This is a genomic window from Mesorhizobium sp. M7A.F.Ca.MR.245.00.0.0 (genome assembly GCF_003997415.1).
In the GTDB taxonomy this organism is placed as follows: domain Bacteria; phylum Pseudomonadota; class Alphaproteobacteria; order Rhizobiales; family Rhizobiaceae; genus Mesorhizobium.
Genome location: NZ_RZTE01000035.1, coordinates 5,003 through 25,668, shown reverse-complemented (window position 1 = coordinate 25,668; position 20,666 = coordinate 5,003). Strand labels below are relative to the sequence as shown.

Genomic DNA, 20,666 nt, shown 5'->3' with positions numbered 1-20,666 from the left:
GGGCCGTAGTGCCGCCGGTCCCAACAATGGGAGCATGCAGCATGAACTGGAAACTGACCGCGACGGCCATCGGCCTGTCGCTGCTGACTGTCACGGGCGTGGCCCGTGCCGACGGCGAGCTCAACATCTACAATTGGGGCAACTACACCAGCCCCGACCTGATCAAGAAGTTCGAGGAGACCTACAAGGTCAAGGTCACCGTCACCGACTATGACTCCAACGATACCGCCTTGGCCAAGGTCCGGCAGGGCGCCTCCGGCTATGACATCGTCGTGCCTTCGGCGAGCGTCGTGCCGGTCTGGATCAGCGAAGGTCTGCTCTTGGAGACCGATCCCAACAAGATGGAAAACTTCAAGAACGTCGATCCCAGGTGGGTCGATGTTCCATTCGATCCAGGCCGTAAATACACCGTTCCATGGCAGTGGGGCACGACCGGCATTTCGGTGAACAAGTCGGTCTATGCCGGCGATCCGAACACATCGGCGATCTTCCTCGACCCACCTCCCGAACTCGTCGGCAAGATCAATGTCGTACCCGAAATGGGTGACATCATGTTCCTCGCCATCGCTTACGAGGGTGGCAAATATTGCAGCAGCGACATGCAGATGCTGAAGAAGGTGCATGACAAGCTGGTGGAGGCGAAGGCGAAATGGCTTTCGCTCGACTATGCGGCCGTCGATGGCCTGGGCAGGGGCGACATCGCCGCGGGCGTCAACTGGAACGGCATATCGCTGCGCGAGCGGCTTGAGAACGACAAGATCGTCTATGGCTATCCCAAGGAAGGCTATCCGATCTGGATGGACAATGTCGCTGTCCTCAAGGACGCCAAGAATGTCGACAACGCCAAGCTGTTCCAGAACTTCATCATGGATCCGCAGAATGCGGCGCTGATCTCAGCCTTTGCGCGTTATTCGAACGGCATCAAGGGCTCGGAAGCCTTCATGCCCGACGACATGAAGACCGCACCGGAAGTCAACATCCCCGCCGAGTTCGCCGCCAAGGGCCAGTTCATGCTGGCCTGCCCGCCCGACGTGCAGGCGCTCTACACGAAGATCTGGACCGACCTGCAGAAATGACCTGACCCGGCTTTCCCGCGCCGCCGCACGCGGCGCGGTCATCTCCCGTCCATGCCAAACGCGATGCGCAGATCGCAGGAGACTTCCCATGACCGATCTCGACCTTTGCTACATGCCGGCCAGCGAGGCGCTGCGGCTGTTCAAGGCGAAGAAGCTTTCGCCCGTCGAACTGATGCAGGCCACCATCCGCCGCGCCGAGGCAACCAAGGCGACGATCAACTGCCTCACCTTCACGCATTTCGACGAGGCGATGGACCTGGCCAGGAAAGCCGAGGCGAAATACGCCAGCGGTGCCAAGACCGGGGCGCTCGAGGGCCTGCCGATCGGCATCAAGGACGAGAGCTACATCAAGGGCAAGCCGACCTCGCACGGCTCGCTGCTGTCCGGGGATGCTATCGGTGGCCATACCTCGACGATGAACGAGCGCATCATCAAGGCCGGAGGCATTGTCCATGCCCGCACGGCGACGCCTGAATTCAGCTGCGCCGGCTACACCTGGTCGAAACGCTGGGGCGTGACGCGCAATCCGTGGAACCCGGATTTCACGCCCGGCGGTTCGTCGGGCGGCTCCGCGGCGACGCTGGCATCCGGCACGTCGTCGATCGCCACCGGCTCGGACATTGCCGGATCAATCCGCATTCCCGCGTCGGCCTGCGGTCTTGTCGGCTTCAAGCCGCCTTACGGGCGCAATCCGGACGAGCCGCCGTTCAATCTCGACTTCTACTGCCACACCGGGCCGCTGGCGCGAAACGTCGGGGATGCGATCCTGCTGCAGAACGTCATGGCCGGACCAAGCCCGCTCGACATCGCCACGCTGCGCCCAAAACTGCGTCTGCCGCTCGGCTACAAGCCGATCAAGGGCTGGAAGATTGCTTTCTCGATGGACCTTGGCTCTTTCGAAGTGGATGCCGATGTGCGCAAGAACACGCTTGCCGCCTGCGATGTGTTCCGCTCGCTTGGCGCCACGGTCGAGGAAGTCGACCTGGGCTGGGGCGACGAAGTGCTCAGGGCGGGCATGGCCTATCTCGAGCATCTGTTCGGCGCATCGCTGTCGCAGCTGCTCAAGAAGCACGGCAAGGACATGACGAGCTATGCCAGGCAGTTCGCCGAGGACGGGCAAAATTCGAAGGCGACGGACTTTGTCGGAACACTCGACGTGGCGGCCAGGATGTACCAGACGCTGGGGCCGCTGCTGGAGACCTACGATGTGCTGATCTGCCCGACCAACGCGCTTCCTTCCGTGCCGGCGGAGTTCGATCAGACCACGGGTACGGTCGAGATCAACGGCAAGCAGGTGAACCCGTCGTTGGGATGGGTGATGACGACGCCGTTCAACATGATGAGCCGCTGTCCTGTTCTGTCCGTGCCATCGGGCTGGGCGGCAAGCGGCGTGCCGACAGGCATCCAGATCGTCGGCCGCACCTATTGCGATGCCGATGTTTTCCGGGCGGCCATGGCCTATGAGAGGGCCAAGGGGCAATGGTATACAAACGCCGAAACGCGTCCGTCGCTATAACAGGGCGATGCGGCTCTTGCCGCGATGGTGGTTGATCCGCGGTCTCGGTTGGAGAGCCGACGCCGGACACCTCGAATAGACGGATCTGTGGTGGCGCCGGTGATCGCGCCAGAAGGTCCGAAAGGAGCTGGACGAAGATGGCGCAACAAAAGGCTGCGGCGGCAAAACGCAAAGGCGCAACGGCGAAGAATGGAAGTGCGGCAAACGATGCCGCGCCGCCCAAGGACCGTCGGCGCGAGCGCGGCGAAGCCAGCGTACAGCGGATCATCGACGCCACCATCGAGCTGATCGCGGAGGAGGGGCTGGCAAGCGTCACCATGCAGCGCATCGCCGAACATGTCGGCTCGTCCAATGCCCTGGTCGTCTTCCATTTCCGCAGCAAGGAGAACCTGTTTCGCGCCGTCCTGCAGTATCTCAGCGATCGATATGATGAGCTGTGGGTGACGCTGGTGCGGGCGCCCGGCCTGTCGCCGGTCGAGCGCCTGCTCGGAGCGGTCAACTGCGCGCAAAACTTCGCCCGGCAGCATCCGAACTGGGTTTCGGTCTTTGTCGTGTTCTCCAGCGACCGCAAGAGCATGCAGATCTATAACGAGATCGGCCTGCCGAGCGACCTTGCCTACACCGCCGAGGCGCGCGAGCTGCTGATCGAGATTTCGCGCAGCGGCGGTTATTCCGGCGTCGACATAGACACCCTGTCAGAGAGCCTGAATTATCTGGTTCATGGCGCCTGGTATTGGGATCACCTGAACCCTCGCGGCCGTGACACCAACGTGCTGCGCAAGACCATGCTGCTCCTGCTGCATCAGGCGTTCCCGCGGCATTTCGAACTGATGCGCTAGATGCTTAGGCGCCCTGCCGCAGATGGCAGCCGGCTTGCCGCTTCTGTTGCAGATACTCGTCGACGAGCTGGCGGTAGCGCACCTTGCCGAAACTCGGGAAATGGCCGCCGTGCACGACCGAGACATCGAGGTCGCGCAGGCGCAGCAGTGTCGCCATGTAGTCTGATATGTCCGAGTGGTAGACGTCGTCGATCAGCGGGCCGTCATAGATGATGTCGCCGGATAACAGGATGCCCGTCCTGTTTTCATAGAGCGCGATGCCGCCGGGTGAATGTCCGGGCGTGTGGATCACCTCGAAGGCACGGTCGCCGAGATCGACGACATTGCCATGGTCGAGCAAACGGCCGGCGGGTGCGGGTAGAATACTATAGCGCGCCGTGTCCCAGCCTTGCGGCATGCCGTCGAACATTGCGTCGGTCGCATAGGTGCCGGCGGCGGTCCATTCGTTGCGCGGATCGGCGAGGATATCGGCCTCGGCCGCGTGCACGCAGCGCTCGGGAAATTCGTGGTGGCAGCCGATATGGTCGAAATGCGTGTGGCTGGCGACGCAGATCAACTTGCGCTCGCTGACCAGCGGCACGTGACGCCGGAGGCTGAAATGACCAAGCCCGGTGTCGAAGAGGAGGTCGCGGTCGCGGCCGCGCACATGCCACATGTTGCAGCGGAAGAACGGCTTTATCCACGGCTCGTGGATCAAGGTCACGCCATCGCTCATGCGGATGGTCTCGTACCAGTCTGGTGCCTCGATGACCGAAAGTGTTGCCATGTTCAATCCGTCAGAAAGTTCAGTCCGTCAGCAGGATGATCTGGTCGGTATCGCAGGAAATCGCGACCCTGTCGCCGGGCTGGACGGTTGCCGTTGCCGGCAGCCTGGCGATGAACTGCAACGAAGGATCTTCGACGGAAACCGCAAGCACGCGCTTGAAGCTGCCCTGGAAGACGACATCGCTCACCTCAGCCGTGCCGAGCCTGACACCGCCGCTGGCCTCGCCGAGGACAAGATGCTCCGGCCGTATGGCCAGCGCAACGGCGGAGCCCACCGGCAGCGCACCGGGCAGCGAGACCGGCCCGACGGGCGTGGCGACGGTGCTTGTCCTCTCCTTCGCTTCCGTGACCGTGCCGGCAAGGATCGAGCTTTCGCCCATGAAGGTGGCGGAAAAGCGCGTCGCCGGCCGTGCGTAGACGCGCTCGGGCGGACCTTCGTCCTCAATGCGCCCATCATTCATCACCACACAATGGTCGGCCAGCGCCATCGCTTCTTCCTGGTCGTGGGTGACGTGGATGAAGGCGGTGCCGACGCGCTTCTGGATCGCTTTCAACTCGTCCTGCATCTGCCGGCGTAATTTGAGATCGAGCGCGCCGAGCGGCTCGTCGAGCAGAAGCACCGCCGGCTCGATCACCAGCGCCCGCGCCAGCGCCACGCGTTGCCGCTGGCCGCCGGAAAGCTGATGCGGCTTCTTGTCGAAGGCGGAGGCGAGGCCGACCAGCGCAAGCGCTTCACGCGCCTTTGCCGCCCGGGTAGCGCCGTCGACGCCCTGCATGCGCAGGCCGAAGCCGACATTGCTGCCGACGCTCATATGCGGGAACAGCGCATAGTCCTGGAACACCGTCGTCGTCGGCCGCTTGGCCGGCGGCACCGAGGTGCAGTCCTCGCCACGGATGAACACCTTGCCTTCGCTGGGGGTGACGAAGCCGCCCAGAATGGAGAGCAGTGTCGTCTTGCCGGAGCCGGACGGCCCGAGCAGGATGGTGTAGCTGCCGGGCTCGATCTGCAGCGAAACGTCATTCAGCACGGTGTGCTGGCCGAAGCGATGCGAGACGGCACGAATATCGACCAAAGGCGCGGTCATGCCTTTCTCCTGCGCAGCAATGTCAGCTCGAACAGCACCACCAGCACGATGGAGACGGCGAAGACCAGCGAGCCGACGGCGTTGGTCTTGGGGTTAAGGCCGGAGCGTAAGAGGTTCCAGATTTCGACCGGCAGCGTGGTGTCGAAGCGGGTGAGCAGGAAGGAGATCACGAACTCGTCCCAGGAGAAGGTCATCGACAGGAAGAAAGCTGCGAAAATGGCCGGCGCCATGACCGGCACGGTGATCAGCAGCAGCACCTTCCACTCCGGCGCGCCGAGATCGCGCGCGGCACGCTCGATGTTGATCTGGTGGTCGCCCATCTGGCTGTAGATGATGGCAAAGCACAGCGGCAGGTTGATCACGACATGGCCGATGCCGGCGGCAAGCAGCGATTTCGGCACGCCGGCCCAGTTGAACAGCACCAGCAGCCCCATCCCGATGATGAGATAGCTGACCGTCAGCGGCAGGGTGATCAGCCCGCGCAGCAGGCCGGAGCCAGGCAGGACGAAGCGGGCAAAGCCCCAGGCGGAGAGAAAGCCGAGCGTGACGGCTGCGAGCGAGGAGATGGATGCCACCAGCAGCGAGTTGACCAGCGCCGAGGTCAGCCGCGTGTCCGAAAGAACCGCATCGTACCAGCGCAGCGACGGGCCGGTGAAGGGCGGGATCGGGAACGACGTCGCCTGCAGCGAAAACAGCACCAGCACGACGACCGGCAGGAAGATGAAGCCGTAGACGGCGAGCGCGTAGAGCCAGGAGGCGATGCGGACAATCCGGCGCATCTCAGGCCCGCTCGATCTTCAGCCAGCGCGCGCAGGCGAGATAGGCTGATGTGACCACCGCCATCAGGATGATCGACAATGCGGAGGCCAGCGGAAAATCGCCGCGCCTGCCGATCTGCATCATCACCAGCTGCGGCATCAGAAGCTCGTTGTTGCCGCCCAGGATCTGCGGCGTGATGTAGTCGCCGATGCACAGCACGAAGGTCAGGAAGGCGCCGACCATGATGCCGGGCAAGGTCAGCGGCAGCACGACATGCAGGAAGGTGCGCACCGGCCCGGCGCCGAGATCGGCGGCCGCCTTGCGGTAGCTCGGGCTCAACTGCTTGAGGTTGGCAAAGATGGTCAGCGTCAACAGCATGACGAAGAAGTGCACGAAGCCGGTGACGGTGGCGAAACGCGTGTTGGCGAGTTGCAGCGGCTCGCTGAACAGGCCAGAGCCGGTCAGCGCCCGGTTGACGACGCCGTTCTGCGCCAGCACCAGCAGCCACGAGTAGGAGCGCACGACATAGGAGGTCCAGAACGGCAGCACGGCCAGCATCAGTGCCAGCCGCTGCCAGCGTTCCGGAACCTGTTCGGCGAGGATCCAGGCAAATGGATAGGCGAGCAGCACCGAAATCACGGTGACGATCGCGGTCACCTGCAGCGAGTTCACCATCGCCTGCCAGTAGGACGGGTTGGTGAAGAACTGGCTGTAGTTGGACGCCGTGAAGCCGCCGCCCTCATGCGCCGTCAGGCTGGAAAACCCCATGGCGATGAAGGGCAGCACGAAGAACAGCAGCGTCCAGCCGAGCGCCGGCGTGACCAGCGCCCAGGGCAGGGTAGAGCCCGCCCGGGGCAGGGCCGCCCGGGGCAGAGCAGAGCCCGCCCGGGGCAGGGCACGTCCGTTGTTTGCCGAGCTGCTCATGAGCGCTATCGGCTCATTTCGCCTGCAGCATTTCGGTCCACATATCCTGCATCTTCTTGTCGAGATCGGCGTTCGGCGCCGGATAGGCCTGGGCGCGCGCCAGGAAGCCCGGCTGCTCGTCGAAGCGCAAAACCTTCTTCTGGTCGTCGGTGAGTGCGGCCTTGGTGTTGGCCGGCATGCCCCAATAGCAGGAGGAGGTGGCAAGGCGGGCCTGGCCTTCCGGGCTCATAATGTACTGGATAAACTTCAGCGCCATGTCCTTGTTCTTGGAATCCTTGAACATGGCCAGCGACTGCGACCAGAGAATCGCACCCTCCTTGGGGACCGAGAAGTCCAGCGCCGGGTTTTCCTTGGCCAGGCCCGCCGTCACCCATTCGCCGCCGCCGACCAATATGTCGACCTCGCCGGTCGCAAGCGCCGTCTGGCTGGCGGTCACTTCGCCGACCAGCTTGGCATTGGCCTTCATCTTCAAGAGCTCGTCCTTGAGGGCGGGCAGGTCGGCTTCGGTGAGATCGGCCGTCTTCTTGCCGATCGCCAGTGCCGCCATGCCGATGACCGGCAGGTAGTAGTCGTAGATGGCGACCTTGCCCTTGTACTTGTCGCCGGTGAGTGCTGCCATCGACTGCATGTCGGCCGGATCGACCTTGGTCTTGTTGTAGCCGATCGTGTTGTAGCCGAACTTTTCGGTGATGCCGTAGCGCTTGCCGCCGACCACGGTGGAGCCGTCCATCTTCACCTGCGGGAACAGGTCGGCCAGCGGCAGTTTGTCTTCCGGCAACTGCTCGAACAGTCCCTTCTCGACGCCGCGCGGCACGTCGATGCTGTCGATCACCATCACATCCCAGTCGCCGGGCTGCGACTGCTCGACGATGGCGAGGCCGGCGCCGGTGCCCTCGAATTCCTTGACGTTGACCTTGACGCTATTGGCCTCCTCGAAAGGCTGCAGCAAGGCCGGATCGGCATGATCGCACCAGATCAGCGCGTTGAGATCGGCGGCCTGCGCGCTCGTCGAAAGCAGCAGCGCCGCGGCTGCGGCAGCTGTGCGCAAACGGGTCTTCAGGATGGAAAGCGGATTGCTGGCTGTGTGTGACATCGAGTGTTCTCCCTTGCCTTTGTGGCTTCTTGCAAAAAATTGAACCAATTCTAAAATTGAGTCAATTCTGTTTTTATGGCAAGAGGCTGGGAATGAGCGGATTGCGGGCTAGGCAAAAGGCGGACCGGCACCGGCGTATCATCGAGGCGGCGGCCGAACTGTTTCGCGAGGCCGGCTACGAAGGCGCCAAGATCGAGGCGATCGCCGCGCAGGCCGAGGTCTCTGTCGGGACGATCTACAACTACTACGAGAACAAGGGCGACATCCTCGGCGCCATCGTCTCGCTGGAGGTCAACGAGGTGCTGAATGCCGGGCAAGGCGTCGTCGCCAAGCCGCCGGCCAATGTCGGCGACGCGCTGGACACGCTGGTCGGCATCTATATCGAGCACTCGCTGCACTATCTCAGCAAGGAGATGTGGCGGCAAGCGATGGCGATCTCGACGCAACTGCCCGACAGCCCGTTCGGCCAGGCCTACACCGCGCTCGACCGCGCCCTGACCGAACAGATCCGCTCCCTGATCGCCCGGCTGCAGGAGATTGGCCTGGTGCGCCAGGACATCGACGGTGCAGCGCTCGGCGAACTGATCTTCAACAACATGAACATGATGTTCATCGAATTCGTGAAGGGTGACGCGGCGAAGATACCGGAACTGCGCGCGGCGATACGGAGGCAGAATAGGATATTGGTGGCGGCGATTGGGGTGTGACACGTCAGGAGCAGGCAGGAGAAAGCGTCGCTTCCGCATAAGACCTGGTTTCAGACGCGGGTCGCCTCTTGAGTTGAGTTTGAAATCTGGTACAACCTAGGAGGGCATAATAGGGGGAGGGGTAAATGGGGACGTTTTCAGTCTGGCATTGGGCGATCTTGCTGCTGTTGATCGGCGTGCCTGTTTTCCTTGCCGTTCGATCAGCCGCGAAGCCGTCACAGAATCCTGAGGCTCTTGTGGGCTTCGGCGGCTGGCTGATGCTGCTGGCTATCGGTCAGGCAGTGTCACCATTGCGGACGCTTGCCGACTTCGCCAATTCGACCGACGGCTACCAGCAACTCATGACCCTCTCGAATGGGCCGCTGGCGGTGTATGGCGAGGTTGCCCTCAATCTGGCGTTTCTGGCGCTTCAGCTGGTTGTGCTCGTTTCGATGCTGCGGCGTAGCCGCCGCTTTCCGCAATTGTTTCTGCTCCAGTGGCTGGCGATTCCCGTCGTGTTTATCCTGGACACGATCTGGGTTGCGTCAGTTCTGGGCGTTCCGGTGAGCCTGGTGCTCGCAGGCGATGCGCTGGTGGCCCCCATAGTCTCGTTTGTGGTGACAGGGCTCTGGGTCGCCTACGTCTACAAGTCTGTCAGGGTGCGGAACACGTTCACCAGGATTGGGGCATCCGCCCAGGTTGCGAGCGCGTCATAGAAGGCAGCCCAATTTGGGATATTTTGGAGCGTCGGGGCTCGACGAACTGACCTTCAATGACATGATGTTCATCGAGTTCGTGAAGCGCGACGCGGCGAAGATACCCGGAGCTGCGCGCGGCGATCCGCAGGCAGAACTGGATTTTGGCGGCGGCGATCAGGGTGTGACCGCGTGCACCACTATGTCGTCATCAAACCTGGAACGGCCAAATCCCGAGCCGAATGACCGCAACTGTCGTCCGTGACGGCTGCGAGCTTTTGGAAGGTCTTTATTTCGGCCTCGTTTATACGTGCAGCCCGCGCTTTCGCCTGGAGATCAGCCAGGCGCGCCACGAGGGCTTGCGACGTCTCGACTTCAGGGCTCATCATTTTCGTTTGTCCGATTCAGTGGCGATTTGACGAGCACACCCCGCCGCCATCCCTGCCGGCGGGCGTGGCCGGTTCGAAGTTTCAGTCGTAGACTTTCACAATCTTGCGTGTGCTCGGGTCCACCAGAACCGTTCGGTTGTCGACCACAGTATAGCGGTATTTGACGTTGGGGACCTCGTGGAGCTCGACCGTGTCTGGCAGAGCCGTGCCGACGTTCAGCTCCACCCCCGGAAGCTTCACAGATGCCAACGGTTGCTTCTTCACGTATTCGCGCACGACGGTGTCCTGTTCCTGTGTGATAACCACATCCTGTGCCGCAACCGCGCCGACGCTGGCCAGCAGCAAGAGCGCCGCAGCGGCACTGCTTAGGTGCATCCCCATTGTTTTCCTCCTCTTTAATGTGGCGGCAGCACGATCGGCTGCGCGCCAACTACCCGAACACGTCGCCAGGCCAAACGTTCCTCATACGGGCTTCTGTCGGAATCTCCGCAGGACCAAAGTCTGATTGGGAAACGCAATGGTCTTACCCGCTGGGAGTAGGCGGAACGGCTTAGGCCTGAAGGTTGTTGTCTCTCCAAACGCGGAGAGAAACAGTGGAAAAAAGTGTCGGCCAAGCGCGATGGTTGCTCGCACCGATTTTGGCAACAGCCATCACCTTCCTGGTGATGGGGATGGTCCTTGGCTGACATGGCGTGGATCGGCGCGGCTACGTCCCTTCCTGCGCTGATAGGACCCGTGAGCCGCTTTCGGCGGCTGGCGGGTCCTGTATTTCACCGTGCGCTGGGCTGCTCATTCGGCAGCGAGCGCTTTCTAGCTCATGCACCTTGGGAGGTTTATTATGGATCGGCGATCCTTCTTGACCGCAATGTTTGGTGTTGCCGGGGCAGCGGCCCTTGCAAGCGCTGTCCGCCCAATCGAGGCAATGGCGGGTGTTCCAGGAGCCGGACACGGCATCCTCGACGAACTTGAGACGCCACAAACAGAGGCCTTTGACGAAGATGCACAGGCAGAAGTGCAGCAGGTCTACCATCGGGACTGGCACCACCGTCCTCACCGCCGCCGCCGGCGAGGCTGGAGACGGGTCTGCCGCAGTTACTGGCGGCATGGCCGCCGTCGCGTCCGGTGCTACCGCCGGCGTGGTCCTTCGGTCGTCCTTCGATTTTAACTAACTTTCCGCCTTGGCCCGTTCCGGCTCACGCGCCGAGAACGGGCCGGTTGGGATCTTTTTGGTGAACGGTAACAATGACATTGGTCCAGAGATTGAATGCGAGTGGCAGCGCAAACCAACCGGGAAATGACAACGACCATGCCGCGGGGTTTGCGGACGCCGTCTCGTTGCCGGACGAGGAAAACATTGCCGACCTTGTCAGGCGAACAGAGCGCATGGCCATTTTGGTGGTTCTAGGAATGGGCGGCTGGTTGATGTTAGTGCCCGCTATTTACCTTGTACTGACCCACGGGATATGAACGACTTTCGGTGTCGCGGTAGCTGACTGCAGCATGTCAGCGGAAGCTAACGCAACATCCATGCGCGTCCAAAGTTGAATTGCGGGAGCATCGCATCGCGGCTTCCGCACCCCGTTTCCTGTATCGGCAATATGGGGACGGGCTGTTTTGCTGGCGCGAGGCACAAGTGTCTGGAACCACCTATTATAGTGGTCCACGTCCGGCATGCTGGGAAGGCGCTCTCATCCAACCAGCCGCGCGTACTCGGCCTCCGGCTTGCCGTAGGTGCCATTTGCGCAAGCCGCAAGGCCACTGCGGTCCCTGATATGCACTTCGCCACGTCGAGAATAGATGAAACCGCGTCCTTCCAGCACTTGCAGTCCAACGGTAACCCCTGGGCGTCTTGCTCCAAGCATGACGGCGAGAAACTCGTGGGTGATCGCAAGGCGTTCGCCGTGGACCCGATCGTCACACATTAGAAGCCAGCGCGCCAACCGCTCTTCAAGGTTTGATTTTGCGTTGATCAGGGCCGTATAGCTGGTCTGGATGTGGAAGTAGTGGACATAGCGCAACAGGAACAGGCGCAACGTTGGGCTGTTCGCAAGGGCCTCCTTGAAGGGCTCAGCTCCGATCCTGAAAGCGCTGCCGGGCGACTGAATGTAACATTGATGCGCCGCATAGTCAGCGCCCATCACGAGCGCGGCACCGGTCATTCCCTCAAAGCCGACAAGACCTACCTCGGCCTCCTTACCTGAAGCCGCAGCGACCACAGAGGCAATGCCGTCTTCCAGGAAGTAAACCGTCTCGATCTCCGAATCGGCTTTCTCCAAGGTCATTTTCAGCTCGAGGTCACACAGTTCAAGGTGTGGCTGCAAAAGCCCCAGGTCACCAGGGTTAAGCCGACGCAACAATTGGTTTTTATAGGAAGCGTTCTCTGGATTGGTCATAGCTCAATCCCGCTTGGGGCAAGAGCTTTCCAATCTCCCTGCCGTCTGCGCCCGTAAACACGTGCAGACGATTTGGAGAAGATACGCCCTCTGGCGCGCGATTGACAGTGAAATGCGACCTGATGCACGGCGTCCCCCCAGCCGCCGAATTACAAAACAGGGGTGTGCAAAGTTAAAGGGTTGGAATCGTACAGAACTCTGCTTCGTACGAATCCGACAATTTCGTGATCGCGGCCAACGCCGGCATGATGTGCATGGTTATCGATGTCGAGGTAGAGCGACGAGAAGGCGACTGGTAGGACCGACAGGCAAGGCGAAGGCTGTGCTCCATAACGGGTCAAACAATTTGGCATCTAAATTGCTTTGACAGGTATGGGGTGGGCGAGAGCCCGTCGCTTCGCAAATGGAGCGGCGGGTCTACTCTACCTGCGACTGTCGAATGGCCACAGCAGCAGGATGTACCCGCTTTTCAGCAGAAGCTAACGGAACATCCGTGCGCGTCCAAAGTTGGATTGCAGGAAGCACCGCATGCCGGCTTCCGCAGCCCGTTTCGTGTCACCGGCAATGTGGGCGGAACGGGCTGTTTTGCGTCGGTACGCGATTTATCCAAGCGGTGACTACTTGTGGGTAATCCAGTCCAACAAGCCTGCGTCAACCTGCTCGCACCCGACATATTCGCGGACCAAGCTTTCAGCCAGGTGGCGCCATTCACACGCGGGAACGCTTGTTTCCCTTACCAGGTTTCGAAATGCAGAGCGGAGAATGTCGGCATCGAAGGCCGAGACGGCAACAGGACCTGTGTCCGGATCTTCCCAACCTCGGGCCAGGTCATCGCGGTGACGTTGGCGAAGGCGCTTGAGCAGTTCGCGCGAGGCCTCGATTGCGCGTCGGGAGTGGTCCATGCCGTGGCGGAATGAGGCAGTTCCGGCCAGGGAATGGTGCCGCAACCGAAAGCTGGTTTCTATAGCCGCGCGTGCGACGTCTATATGCGTTTCAACCATCGCGGCTCCCTTCCTGCGAAGGGATTTATTTACTCTCTTTTCGCGCGTGACCCAAGAAGGATTCAACGTACGGTTTGATACGCAAGGGCGCGCACGTGGGATCGAATCGCGGCGGCGCGTTGGGGCGTGGACCGTGCTTTACATGCCGTGGGGAATATAGGAATATTATCCTCTGGTGGGGCGACTCTTAAAAGGTGTCGCAATGGCTCGGTCAAAACCTTCAAAGCGATTATCGCAGGCTGAAATCGAGCGCTTTCTCGTGGCGGCGGAAGCGCTGCACCTGAGCATCATCAAGCCGTTCATATCGCCGCATTGCGACCACTACAGACAGACGCGCGTCTTGCATGAGGTGCTGTTAAGGGCGGTGCGGGAAGTCACCGGGAAGGATGCTACGTTCATCCGGTGGAATTTGACCGGGCCGGCACAACAAGGGCCGGAGCCCCCGGCAGAAGAGCCCATAGCATGGTCCGGAACGGACGAAGGGCCTGAGCCGCGAACTATTTGCGATCCAGGCCCCTAGCCGTCGGGTTCGTGGCGACATTGCGCCCGCGCAAGACCGTTCGCAAGCTGGACCTTGGTCTTGCCATTGCTGCGGAGGGCGTCAACCATCAGCGATGGGCTGAACAGTTGGAACTTCATCGCGATGCCGACGCGGAAATCGTGCGTCTGAAGCGGGTGTTCGAGCGTGCATCCGCCGCCGCAATATTCAAGCGACTTCTGCCCGCCACTGCCGTGAATGGAGCGGCGGGCTTTATTTGGATTTGTCGTATCGTTCAAAATTGCGTCGCTACGCGCCTTGGAGCCGCAGTTTCCGTCCCGGTTACTGTCGCACGGCAAGGTAGCTGTGTGGTATTTTTACACTAGCCGGATGTCGGTGCGGTAACTACCCAAGAGTCTGCTCAAGCACTGGGGGTGCGCTTTGAAATTTTATCTCGCGACGTTGGTTTCTATCCTTGCACTGACCGCAGGCGCTAATGCTGCCGATGCGGTTGTGGAAGAAGTCCCTGCAGCTGTCGAGGTGAATGCATTCACCTGGAGCGGATTCTACGCCGGTGTCCACGGTGGTTACGGTTGGGCAGACAGCGACATTAACGTTCTTTCCGGCGGATTGAACCATACCTCGGAGGCTGATCTTGACGGGTTTCTGGTCGGCGTGCACGCCGGCGCCCAGCATCAGTTCGGCAACAATATTGTTCTGGGTGTTGAGTTTGACGTCGACTACCGAGATGGCGATGGCACCGGAGAGACATTTGCCGGCGCATTCGCCTTTCCTGGATTTTCCTCGCAGGTCGAATACAACTGGACTGGTTCGGCGAGGCTTCGCGCCGGCTATGCAATGGACCGGTGGCTCCCTTACGTGACCGGCGGTTTGGCTTTTGCCGACTTCGACGCGGCTAGTCTTTTCAACGGCGCAGAGATCAGATCCTACAGTGATACCTCGGTCGGCTGGACAGCTGGTTTGGGTACTGAATATGCCTTTACCGATAATCTGATTTTCAGGGCCGAGTATCGCTACAGCGATTTCGGCAACTCAGATGGTTTCCTGCTGCTTCTACCAACCGCAGGGGATCTCGATCTCACGAGCCATGACATAAATCTCGGTGTTAGCTACAAGTTCTGACCGGCATTTCCGGTCCACTTAACCCCGGCCTTCGTGCCGGGGTTTTTGTTCCCCCCGCGTCCGGACAGCCTCGTCACGGCTATCAAACATTCAATTTGTCTAAAATGGTCCGGAACCTAAGGGGCGGGTATTCCGGCTGGTAAGCCAAAATTTTAAGGTGGACTAAGCGATGGACGGAACTTCACGTTCATCAATCAAGGAATTGAAATAGTTATCTGGTGCCCCCGGACGGAATCGAACCGCCGACCTTCGGTTTACAAAACCGCTGCTCTACCAGCTGAGCTACAAGGGCACGGCGCTCCGGTTAGCATATTTGTTGCGCCAGTAAAGACAAAACTCCGTTTTTCCCCGGCATGCCACATGGCCCGTCGACTAGGGCATCCTGAAAAGCGCTAGATCGCTTCCTACATCTAGGGGAGGTGCAATCGCTTTGCGCAGGGGTGTGGCATGATCAGATTAGTCATCATTCTCCCGATCATCTTCGTGGCCTGGATGCTGCTGGTGAAGATCATCAGCGATGTGAAGAAGGCCAATGTCGACTGGACCGGCGTCACCACCATAATCGGCTTCATCGCGCTGGCGTTCTGGCTGCGCCATGTGACGGGGATGGGGTGAGAGAGAGCGAATAGTGAGTAGCGAATAGCGAATAGCGAATAGGGAACGGCAACGTAGCGATTGGTAAGTGGCGTTCTGCCTTTTCCTACTCGCTATTCGCTATTCACTATTCGCTCGGGCCAAAGGCCCCACAAAAAATCTCTTCGACCTATCGAACCTTTTGCCGCGCCGCGCCGACTGATGGTTAGAGGCGAATGGGTCGCCTCGATCAAAAGATCCAGGAGATCATCATGTTCAAGCGCACTCTTACCTCAGGCCTCGTCGCCATCTTCGTCGCCACCGGCGCGCTCGCCGGCACTGTCGGCACGTCGTCAGCCCACGGCATGCACGGCCATCATCACCACCACAACCACAAACATCACAAGAAGCACTTCAAGAAGTTCTGGTGGAAGCACTACAACCACCACCACAACCATCACCACAGGCACGGCAGGGTGATCATTTTCCTTTGATGGAGGGACCCAATTCCCCAAAAGGGCGGCTTTCGGCCGCCCTTTTTGCGTTCGGCGATCACTTTGTGAAGTGGGGGCGGCAAAGCTGCCGATCTCCCCCCTTGCGGACCCTTTGCGGGAAGATGTCCGGCAGGACAGAGGGGGGTGTGACAGATCACCGGCTTCCCCATGAACTTTCTCTATTTTGTCCGTGCGGTTGCCTCGCCCTGATTGGTTGACAAGCTGGCGGGACAGCACCCCCTCTGCCCTGCCGGGCATCTCCCCGCAAGGGGACCGCAAGGGGGGAGATCAGCCGCATCAACGTCTTCGCCAAGCTCTCGCAAGGTCGCCGTCAGCATGGCCTCGATCCATCCGATTTCCCGGATCCCAGAAGATCGACAAAAGATTCGAACCTTTTTCCTGGCTGCAACGACAGATGATCAAGAGGCGGATGGATCGCCTCGGTCAACGAAGCAAGGAGATCGTCATGTTCAAGAACACACTCGTTTCCGGCCTTATCGCCACCGCCGTCGCCGCCGCCACGCTGGCCGGCACCGTGCAGCCTTCGGCCGCTCACAGCCATCACCACAATCACGGTCTCGGTATCGGCATTGCCGCCGGCGTCGGCGGCTTTGTCCTCGGCAGCCTGCTCGCCCAGCCGCGCACCGTCTATGTCGACGAAGGCGGCGGCTCGTGGCATGTCCGCCGCTGCTACGATCGTTACGCCAGCTACGACGCGGACTCCGATACCTATCTCGGCCGCGACGGATACCGCCACTACTGCCGTCTTTAGAGGGGAGGACCGTTTCAGCAACAGGGGGGCCCATGCGAGCCCCTCTTCTGCTGTCTGGATGGTAGTGGTGCGTGCTCCACCGGCCGATACAGCGCAGAAAGGATTGGCCTGGGCGGCAGACCGGGCGGTGTACAGAGATTTGCCGAGCGTCTATTCTGACCGCGAAACGCGGGGAGAGACCTTTGGACGAGCAGGACCCCAGAGAAGACCTGGTCGAAACGGTTTTCCGCAACGGCACCGTCACCGCCGTCGGCATCCTGCTGGCGTTTTCGCTGGGCTTCATCACGCATTGGGCCGCCAACCCGATCCCGTGGCAGACCTACCATCTTGTCGCCGTCCTGCCGATCCTGGCCGGCATTGCCTTGCAGATGCGGGCGCTCTCGTTTCTGCTCGACACGAAATGCCTGCAACGGCGCATCTATGAACGCGCCAACCGCATCTTCATGGCCGGCCTGATATTCACCGCCTGTGGCGTCGGCATGGCCATCCTTCTCGATTTCTTTGATATCGCCACCAGGAGCGCGCTGCCCGGGACGGGCTGATCAGAAGGCTCGCACGCCGCCGATCATCCTGGTCACCTCGGCGGCGGCATCGCGCACCAGCGGGCCGATCTCGGCCAACCGCTCCGGCGTCACCCGCACCGTTGGTCCCGACACCGAAACGCCGCCGATCGGCTGGCCGAATTCATTGAAGATGGCGGCTGCCACGCAACGCATGCCGGGGTGCCGCTCCTCGTCGTCGACCGACCAGCCGCGCAGCTTGATCCGCGCCAGATCGTGGGCAAGCGACGAAATGTCGGACAGCGTCCTGTCCGTGAAGCGCTGCAGGCCTGCCTTGCGCAGGATGGTTCCGACGCGCTCCGGCTCGAGATGCGCCAGCACCGCCTTGCCGATGCCGGACGCATGGAAGGGACTGCGTGTGCCCGGACGGAAGAAGGCACGGATCGCCTGGTGCGTCTCGACCTGGCTGACGAAGACCACGCAATCGTCCTCGGCGACGCCGAGATTGGCGGTCTCTCCGGTCTTCTCCATCAGTTCCTGCATGACGACACGCGCGCGGTCGACCAGCTTGCGGCGGCGCAAGAAGGCCGCGCCCATGCGGTAGGTCTCGACGCCGATCGACCACAGCTGGTCTGATGTGTCGAATTCGACCATGCCGTGGTTTTGCAGCGTCGTCAGCATGCGGTAGGCGGTGGAGGCGGCAAGGCCGCTCTGCGCCGATATCTCGCTCAGAGACAGGCCGCTGCCTTCCGCGACAATGGCCAGGATGCGCAGTGCCCTGTCGAGCGACTGCACCGAACTGGCCTCCGAGGGCCCGTTGAAAGCGCGCGGCCGGCCACGCTGGCGTTTTTCGGTGGTTTCCATGGCGCCATTCTCGGCCGATTTCGCCAAGCGCACAATGAAAAAGTTTTTCACTACCATCACTAGCTGAATTCCTGGAAAACGGAAAACCCAATAAATTCAAATAACTGATGCCGTTTTCTAGAAATGAAAAAATATTCTGAAAAAATTGAAAAATAACCGGGGTGCTGACATCCTTGGCCGATCCAACAATGACAAACCCCGTGGAGGGCTGGAAAATGGCCAGGATGCGCGCTGTCGATGCCGCGGTTCTCGTTCTCGAAAAGGAAGGTATTTCCTGCGCTTTCGGCGTGCCGGGCGCGGCGATCAATCCGTTCTATTCGGCGCTGAAGGCCAGGGGAACGGTCCGCCACGTGCTAGCCCGTCACGTCGAGGGCGCCTCGCACATGGCGGAAGGTTTCACCCGCGCCAAGGCAGGCAATATCGGCCTGTGCATCGGCACTTCAGGTCCGGCCGGCACCGACATGATCACCGGGCTCTATTCGGCGGCCGCGGATTCCATTCCGATCCTGTGCATCACCGGCCAGGCGCCGCGCGCGCGGCTGAACAAGGAGGATTTCCAGGCCGTCGACATATCAGCCATTGCCGCCCCGGTCGCCAAATGGGCGGTCACCGTCATGGAGCCCTATCTCGTCCCCATGGCGCTGCAGAAGGCATTTCACCTGATGCGCTCGTCGCGGCCGGGCCCGGTGCTGATCGACCTGCCTGTCGATGTCCAGCTGGCCGAAATCGAATTCGACATCGATGCCTATGAACCGCTGACGCCGTTCAAGCCGGCCATGACGCGCGCCCAGGCCGAAAAGGCGTTGACCATGCTCAACGCGGCCGAAAAGCCGCTGATCGTCGCCGGCGGCGGCATCATCAACGCCGATGCGTCCGACCTGCTGATCGAATTCGCCGAGATTTCAGGCGTGCCGGTCATCCCGACCTTGATGGGCTGGGGCGCCATCCCCGACGACCACCGGCTGATGGCCGGCATGTGCGGGCTGCAGACCTCGCACCGCTATGGCAATGCGACGATGCTGGAAGCCGACTTCGTCTTCGGCATCGGCAACCGCTGGGCCAACCGCCACACCGGCTCCGTCGATGTCTACACCAAGGGCAAAAAGTTCATTCATGTCGACATCGAGCCGACGCAGATCGGCCGTGTCTTCGCGCCGGATCTCGGCGTCGTTTCGGATGCCGGTGCCGCACTGAAGATGCTGCTCGACGTTGCCACCGAATGGAAGACATCAGGCAGACTGCGCGACTGGTCCGGCTGGGCGAAGGAATGCCAGGCCCGCAAGAAGGCGATGAAGCGCAAGACGCATTTCGACCAGGTGCCGCTGAAGCCGCAGCGTGTCTATGAGGAGATGAACAAGGCGTTCGGCCGCGACGTCACCTATGTCACCACGATCGGCCTGTCGCAGATCGCCGGTGCGCAGTTCCTGCATGTCTACAAGCCGCGCAACTGGATCAATTGCGGCCAGGCCGGCCCGCTTGGCTGGACCTTGCCGGCCGCCCTTGGCGTGCGCGCCGCCGACCCGGACCGCGCCATCGTGGCGCTGTCGGGCGACTATGATTTCCAGTTCATGATCGAGGAACTGGCGGTCGGCGCCCAGCACAAATTGCCCTATCTGCATGTCGTCGTGAACAACGCCTATCTCGGCCTGATCCGCCAGGCGCAGCGTGGCTTCTCGATGGATTTCGAGGTCGACCTCGCCTTCGAGAACATCAACCGGGCAGGCGATCCCGAGGCCGGCTATGGCGTCGACCATGTTGCCGTCGCCGAGGCCATGGGCTGCAAGGCGGTCAGGGTGCGCAAGCCGGAAGAGTTCGCCGGAGCCTTCAAGGAGGCGCAGCGGCTGATGAAGGAGCACCGGGTTCCGGTCGTGCTCGAATTCATCCTCGAACGCGTCACCAACATCTCCATGGGCACCGAGATCGACAAGATCACCGAATTCGAGGAGCTTGCCGAACATCAGGAAGATGCCCCGACAGCGATCGTGATGTTGGATTAGGAGAAAAAGAATGCCGCGTTTTTCAGCCAATCTGTCGATGCTCTTTGGCGAGCATGAGTTCCTCGACCGTTTCGATGCCGCCGCCCGCGCCGGCTTCAAGGGCGTCGAATATATCGGCCCCTATGACCATGCGCCCGATGTCGTCGCCGCCCGGCTGAAGAAGAACGGCCTGACCCAGGTGCTGTTCAATCTGCCGGCCGGCGACTGGGGCAAGGGCGAACGCGGCATTGCCGTGCTGCCGGACCGCGTGCCGGAATTCCGCCAGGGCATCGCCAAGGCGATCACCTACGCGCAGGCGCTCGGCTGTGAGCAGGTCAATTGCTTGGCCGGCATCGCGCCGGCGGGGGCCGACCGCAAGGTGCTGGAGGATGTCTTTGCCGAAAACCTCGCCTTCGCGGCGGAAAAGCTGGAGCAGGCCGGCATCAGGCTGCTGATCGAGCCGATCAACACGCGCGATATTCCGGGCTTCTTCCTCAACTACTCCGACCAGGCGCTAGCGCTGATCGATCGCGTCGGCTCGAAAAACCTGTTCCTGCAATACGACATCTATCACATGCAGATCATGGAGGGGGATCTCGCCCGTACCATCGAGGCTAACCTCGGCCGCATCGCGCATATCCAGCT

At 61.1% G+C, this 20,666-nt stretch carries 23 protein-coding genes, 1 tRNA gene and 1 pseudogene; 14 read left to right on the top strand and 11 right to left on the bottom strand.

Features of this window, described 5'->3' with window-relative positions:
- Positions 1-41 precede the first annotated feature (41 nt).
- The 3 genes from EOB80_RS26495 (at position 42) to EOB80_RS26485 (ending at position 3,431) form a co-directional block, all read left to right on the top strand.
- Positions 42-1,076, top strand: coding sequence for an extracellular solute-binding protein (locus EOB80_RS26495; RefSeq protein ID WP_127330772.1), 1,035 nt, complete (start codon positions 42-44; stop codon positions 1,074-1,076).
- Between the two features lie 88 nt (positions 1,077-1,164).
- Positions 1,165-2,592 (top strand): amidase, encoded by a 1,428-nt coding sequence (locus tag EOB80_RS26490; protein WP_127330770.1) that lies wholly within the window; start codon positions 1,165-1,167, stop codon positions 2,590-2,592.
- Positions 2,593-2,729: 137 nt separating this feature from the next.
- Positions 2,730-3,431 (top strand): TetR/AcrR family transcriptional regulator, encoded by a 702-nt coding sequence (locus EOB80_RS26485; protein ID WP_127330768.1) that lies wholly within the window; start codon positions 2,730-2,732, stop codon positions 3,429-3,431.
- Positions 3,432-3,435: 4 nt separating this feature from the next.
- Here EOB80_RS26485 and EOB80_RS26480 read toward each other — a convergent pair whose 3' ends face one another.
- The 5 genes from EOB80_RS26480 to EOB80_RS26460 are packed head-to-tail and all read right to left on the bottom strand — an operon-like array spanning position 3,436 to position 8,057.
- The gene (locus EOB80_RS26480; RefSeq protein ID WP_127330766.1) at positions 3,436-4,197 is read right to left on the bottom strand and encodes an MBL fold metallo-hydrolase; all 762 of its coding nucleotides are present in this window, start codon (positions 4,195-4,197) and stop codon (positions 3,436-3,438) included.
- A 19-nt stretch (positions 4,198-4,216) separates the two neighbouring features.
- Positions 4,217-5,281 (bottom strand): ABC transporter ATP-binding protein, encoded by a 1,065-nt coding sequence (locus tag EOB80_RS26475; protein WP_127330764.1) that lies wholly within the window; start codon positions 5,279-5,281, stop codon positions 4,217-4,219.
- Positions 5,278-6,060 carry an ABC transporter permease gene (locus EOB80_RS26470; protein ID WP_127330762.1) on the bottom strand — a complete coding sequence of 261 codons (783 nt, stop codon included), beginning with the start codon at positions 6,058-6,060 and terminating at the stop codon, positions 5,278-5,280. The genes EOB80_RS26475 and EOB80_RS26470 overlap by 4 nt, the downstream gene beginning before the upstream one ends.
- Before the next feature lies 1 nt (position 6,061).
- The gene (locus tag EOB80_RS26465) at positions 6,062-6,964 is read right to left on the bottom strand and encodes an ABC transporter permease (protein WP_127330760.1); all 903 of its coding nucleotides are present in this window, start codon (positions 6,962-6,964) and stop codon (positions 6,062-6,064) included.
- 13 nt (positions 6,965-6,977) lie between these two features.
- Positions 6,978-8,057 carry a spermidine/putrescine ABC transporter substrate-binding protein gene (locus tag EOB80_RS26460; RefSeq protein ID WP_127330758.1) on the bottom strand — a complete coding sequence of 360 codons (1,080 nt, stop codon included), beginning with the start codon at positions 8,055-8,057 and terminating at the stop codon, positions 6,978-6,980.
- Between the two features lie 92 nt (positions 8,058-8,149).
- Between EOB80_RS26460 and EOB80_RS26455 the strand changes: the two genes are divergently transcribed.
- From EOB80_RS26455 to EOB80_RS34630, 3 genes are all read left to right on the top strand, one after another.
- Positions 8,150-8,764 (top strand): TetR/AcrR family transcriptional regulator, encoded by a 615-nt coding sequence (locus tag EOB80_RS26455; protein ID WP_127330756.1) that lies wholly within the window; start codon positions 8,150-8,152, stop codon positions 8,762-8,764.
- A 125-nt stretch (positions 8,765-8,889) separates the two neighbouring features.
- The gene (locus tag EOB80_RS26450) at positions 8,890-9,459 is read left to right on the top strand and encodes a DUF2569 family protein (RefSeq protein WP_127330754.1); all 570 of its coding nucleotides are present in this window, start codon (positions 8,890-8,892) and stop codon (positions 9,457-9,459) included.
- Between the two features lie 13 nt (positions 9,460-9,472).
- Entirely contained in the window at positions 9,473-9,703 is a 231-nt protein-coding gene (locus EOB80_RS34630) for a hypothetical protein (RefSeq protein ID WP_164762728.1), read from the top strand.
- A gap of 205 nt (positions 9,704-9,908) precedes the next feature.
- On the opposite strand, the gene EOB80_RS26435 is transcribed toward EOB80_RS34630, so the two are convergent.
- The 3 genes from EOB80_RS26435 to EOB80_RS26415 all read right to left on the bottom strand — a co-directional run bounded on the left by EOB80_RS26435 (position 9,909) and on the right by EOB80_RS26415 (position 13,221).
- Positions 9,909-10,208: a DUF1236 domain-containing protein gene (locus tag EOB80_RS26435; protein ID WP_127330750.1), complete on the bottom strand. Its 300-nt coding sequence runs from the start codon at positions 10,206-10,208 to the stop codon at positions 9,909-9,911.
- A gap of 1,307 nt (positions 10,209-11,515) precedes the next feature.
- Complete coding sequence (locus tag EOB80_RS26420) at positions 11,516-12,220, bottom strand: Crp/Fnr family transcriptional regulator (protein ID WP_127270307.1); 705 nt, start codon at positions 12,218-12,220, stop codon at positions 11,516-11,518.
- 617 nt (positions 12,221-12,837) lie between these two features.
- The gene (locus EOB80_RS26415; RefSeq protein WP_127330746.1) at positions 12,838-13,221 is read right to left on the bottom strand and encodes a hypothetical protein; all 384 of its coding nucleotides are present in this window, start codon (positions 13,219-13,221) and stop codon (positions 12,838-12,840) included.
- 202 nt (positions 13,222-13,423) lie between these two features.
- Here EOB80_RS26415 and EOB80_RS35550 point away from each other — a divergent pair.
- Positions 13,424-13,642 (top strand): annotated as a pseudogene (locus EOB80_RS35550) (hypothetical protein); the annotation flags it as partial.
- A gap of 95 nt (positions 13,643-13,737) precedes the next feature.
- Here the strand turns inward: EOB80_RS35550 and EOB80_RS26405 are convergent.
- Positions 13,738-13,998, bottom strand: coding sequence for a hypothetical protein (locus tag EOB80_RS26405; protein ID WP_127330744.1), 261 nt, complete (start codon positions 13,996-13,998; stop codon positions 13,738-13,740).
- A gap of 142 nt (positions 13,999-14,140) precedes the next feature.
- Between EOB80_RS26405 and EOB80_RS26400 the strand changes: the two genes are divergently transcribed.
- The gene (locus EOB80_RS26400; protein WP_164762727.1) at positions 14,141-14,842 is read left to right on the top strand and encodes an outer membrane protein; all 702 of its coding nucleotides are present in this window, start codon (positions 14,141-14,143) and stop codon (positions 14,840-14,842) included.
- Positions 14,843-15,058: 216 nt separating this feature from the next.
- Here EOB80_RS26400 and EOB80_RS26395 read toward each other — a convergent pair.
- A tRNA-Thr gene (locus EOB80_RS26395) sits at positions 15,059-15,134 on the bottom strand.
- Between the two features lie 155 nt (positions 15,135-15,289).
- Between EOB80_RS26395 and EOB80_RS26390 the strand changes: the two genes are divergently transcribed.
- The 4 genes from EOB80_RS26390 (at position 15,290) to EOB80_RS26375 (ending at position 17,223) form a co-directional block, all read left to right on the top strand.
- Positions 15,290-15,457, top strand: coding sequence for a hypothetical protein (locus EOB80_RS26390; RefSeq protein WP_127268088.1), 168 nt, complete (start codon positions 15,290-15,292; stop codon positions 15,455-15,457).
- A 230-nt stretch (positions 15,458-15,687) separates the two neighbouring features.
- Positions 15,688-15,909 carry a hypothetical protein gene (locus EOB80_RS26385; protein WP_127330740.1) on the top strand — a complete coding sequence of 74 codons (222 nt, stop codon included), beginning with the start codon at positions 15,688-15,690 and terminating at the stop codon, positions 15,907-15,909.
- A gap of 466 nt (positions 15,910-16,375) precedes the next feature.
- A complete protein-coding gene (locus EOB80_RS26380) occupies positions 16,376-16,681 on the top strand; it encodes a BA14K family protein (protein ID WP_127268086.1) in 306 nt (101 codons plus the stop codon).
- 182 nt (positions 16,682-16,863) lie between these two features.
- Positions 16,864-17,223 (top strand): hypothetical protein, encoded by a 360-nt coding sequence (locus tag EOB80_RS26375; RefSeq protein WP_127330738.1) that lies wholly within the window; start codon positions 16,864-16,866, stop codon positions 17,221-17,223.
- Here EOB80_RS26375 and bhcR read toward each other — a convergent pair whose 3' ends face one another.
- A complete protein-coding gene (gene bhcR / locus EOB80_RS26370) occupies positions 17,224-18,045 on the bottom strand; it encodes an HTH-type transcriptional regulator BhcR (RefSeq protein ID WP_127330814.1) in 822 nt (273 codons plus the stop codon). It lies immediately after the preceding gene.
- A gap of 215 nt (positions 18,046-18,260) precedes the next feature.
- Here bhcR and gcl point away from each other — a divergent pair, with 215 nt between their 5' ends.
- Together gcl and EOB80_RS26360 are read left to right on the top strand one after the other, a co-directional pair.
- Positions 18,261-20,042 (top strand): glyoxylate carboligase, encoded by a 1,782-nt coding sequence (gcl, locus tag EOB80_RS26365; RefSeq protein WP_127330736.1) that lies wholly within the window; start codon positions 18,261-18,263, stop codon positions 20,040-20,042.
- Between the two features lie 10 nt (positions 20,043-20,052).
- A partial coding sequence (locus tag EOB80_RS26360; protein WP_245466447.1) for a TIM barrel protein occupies positions 20,053-20,666 on the top strand: 614 nt, incomplete at its 3' end.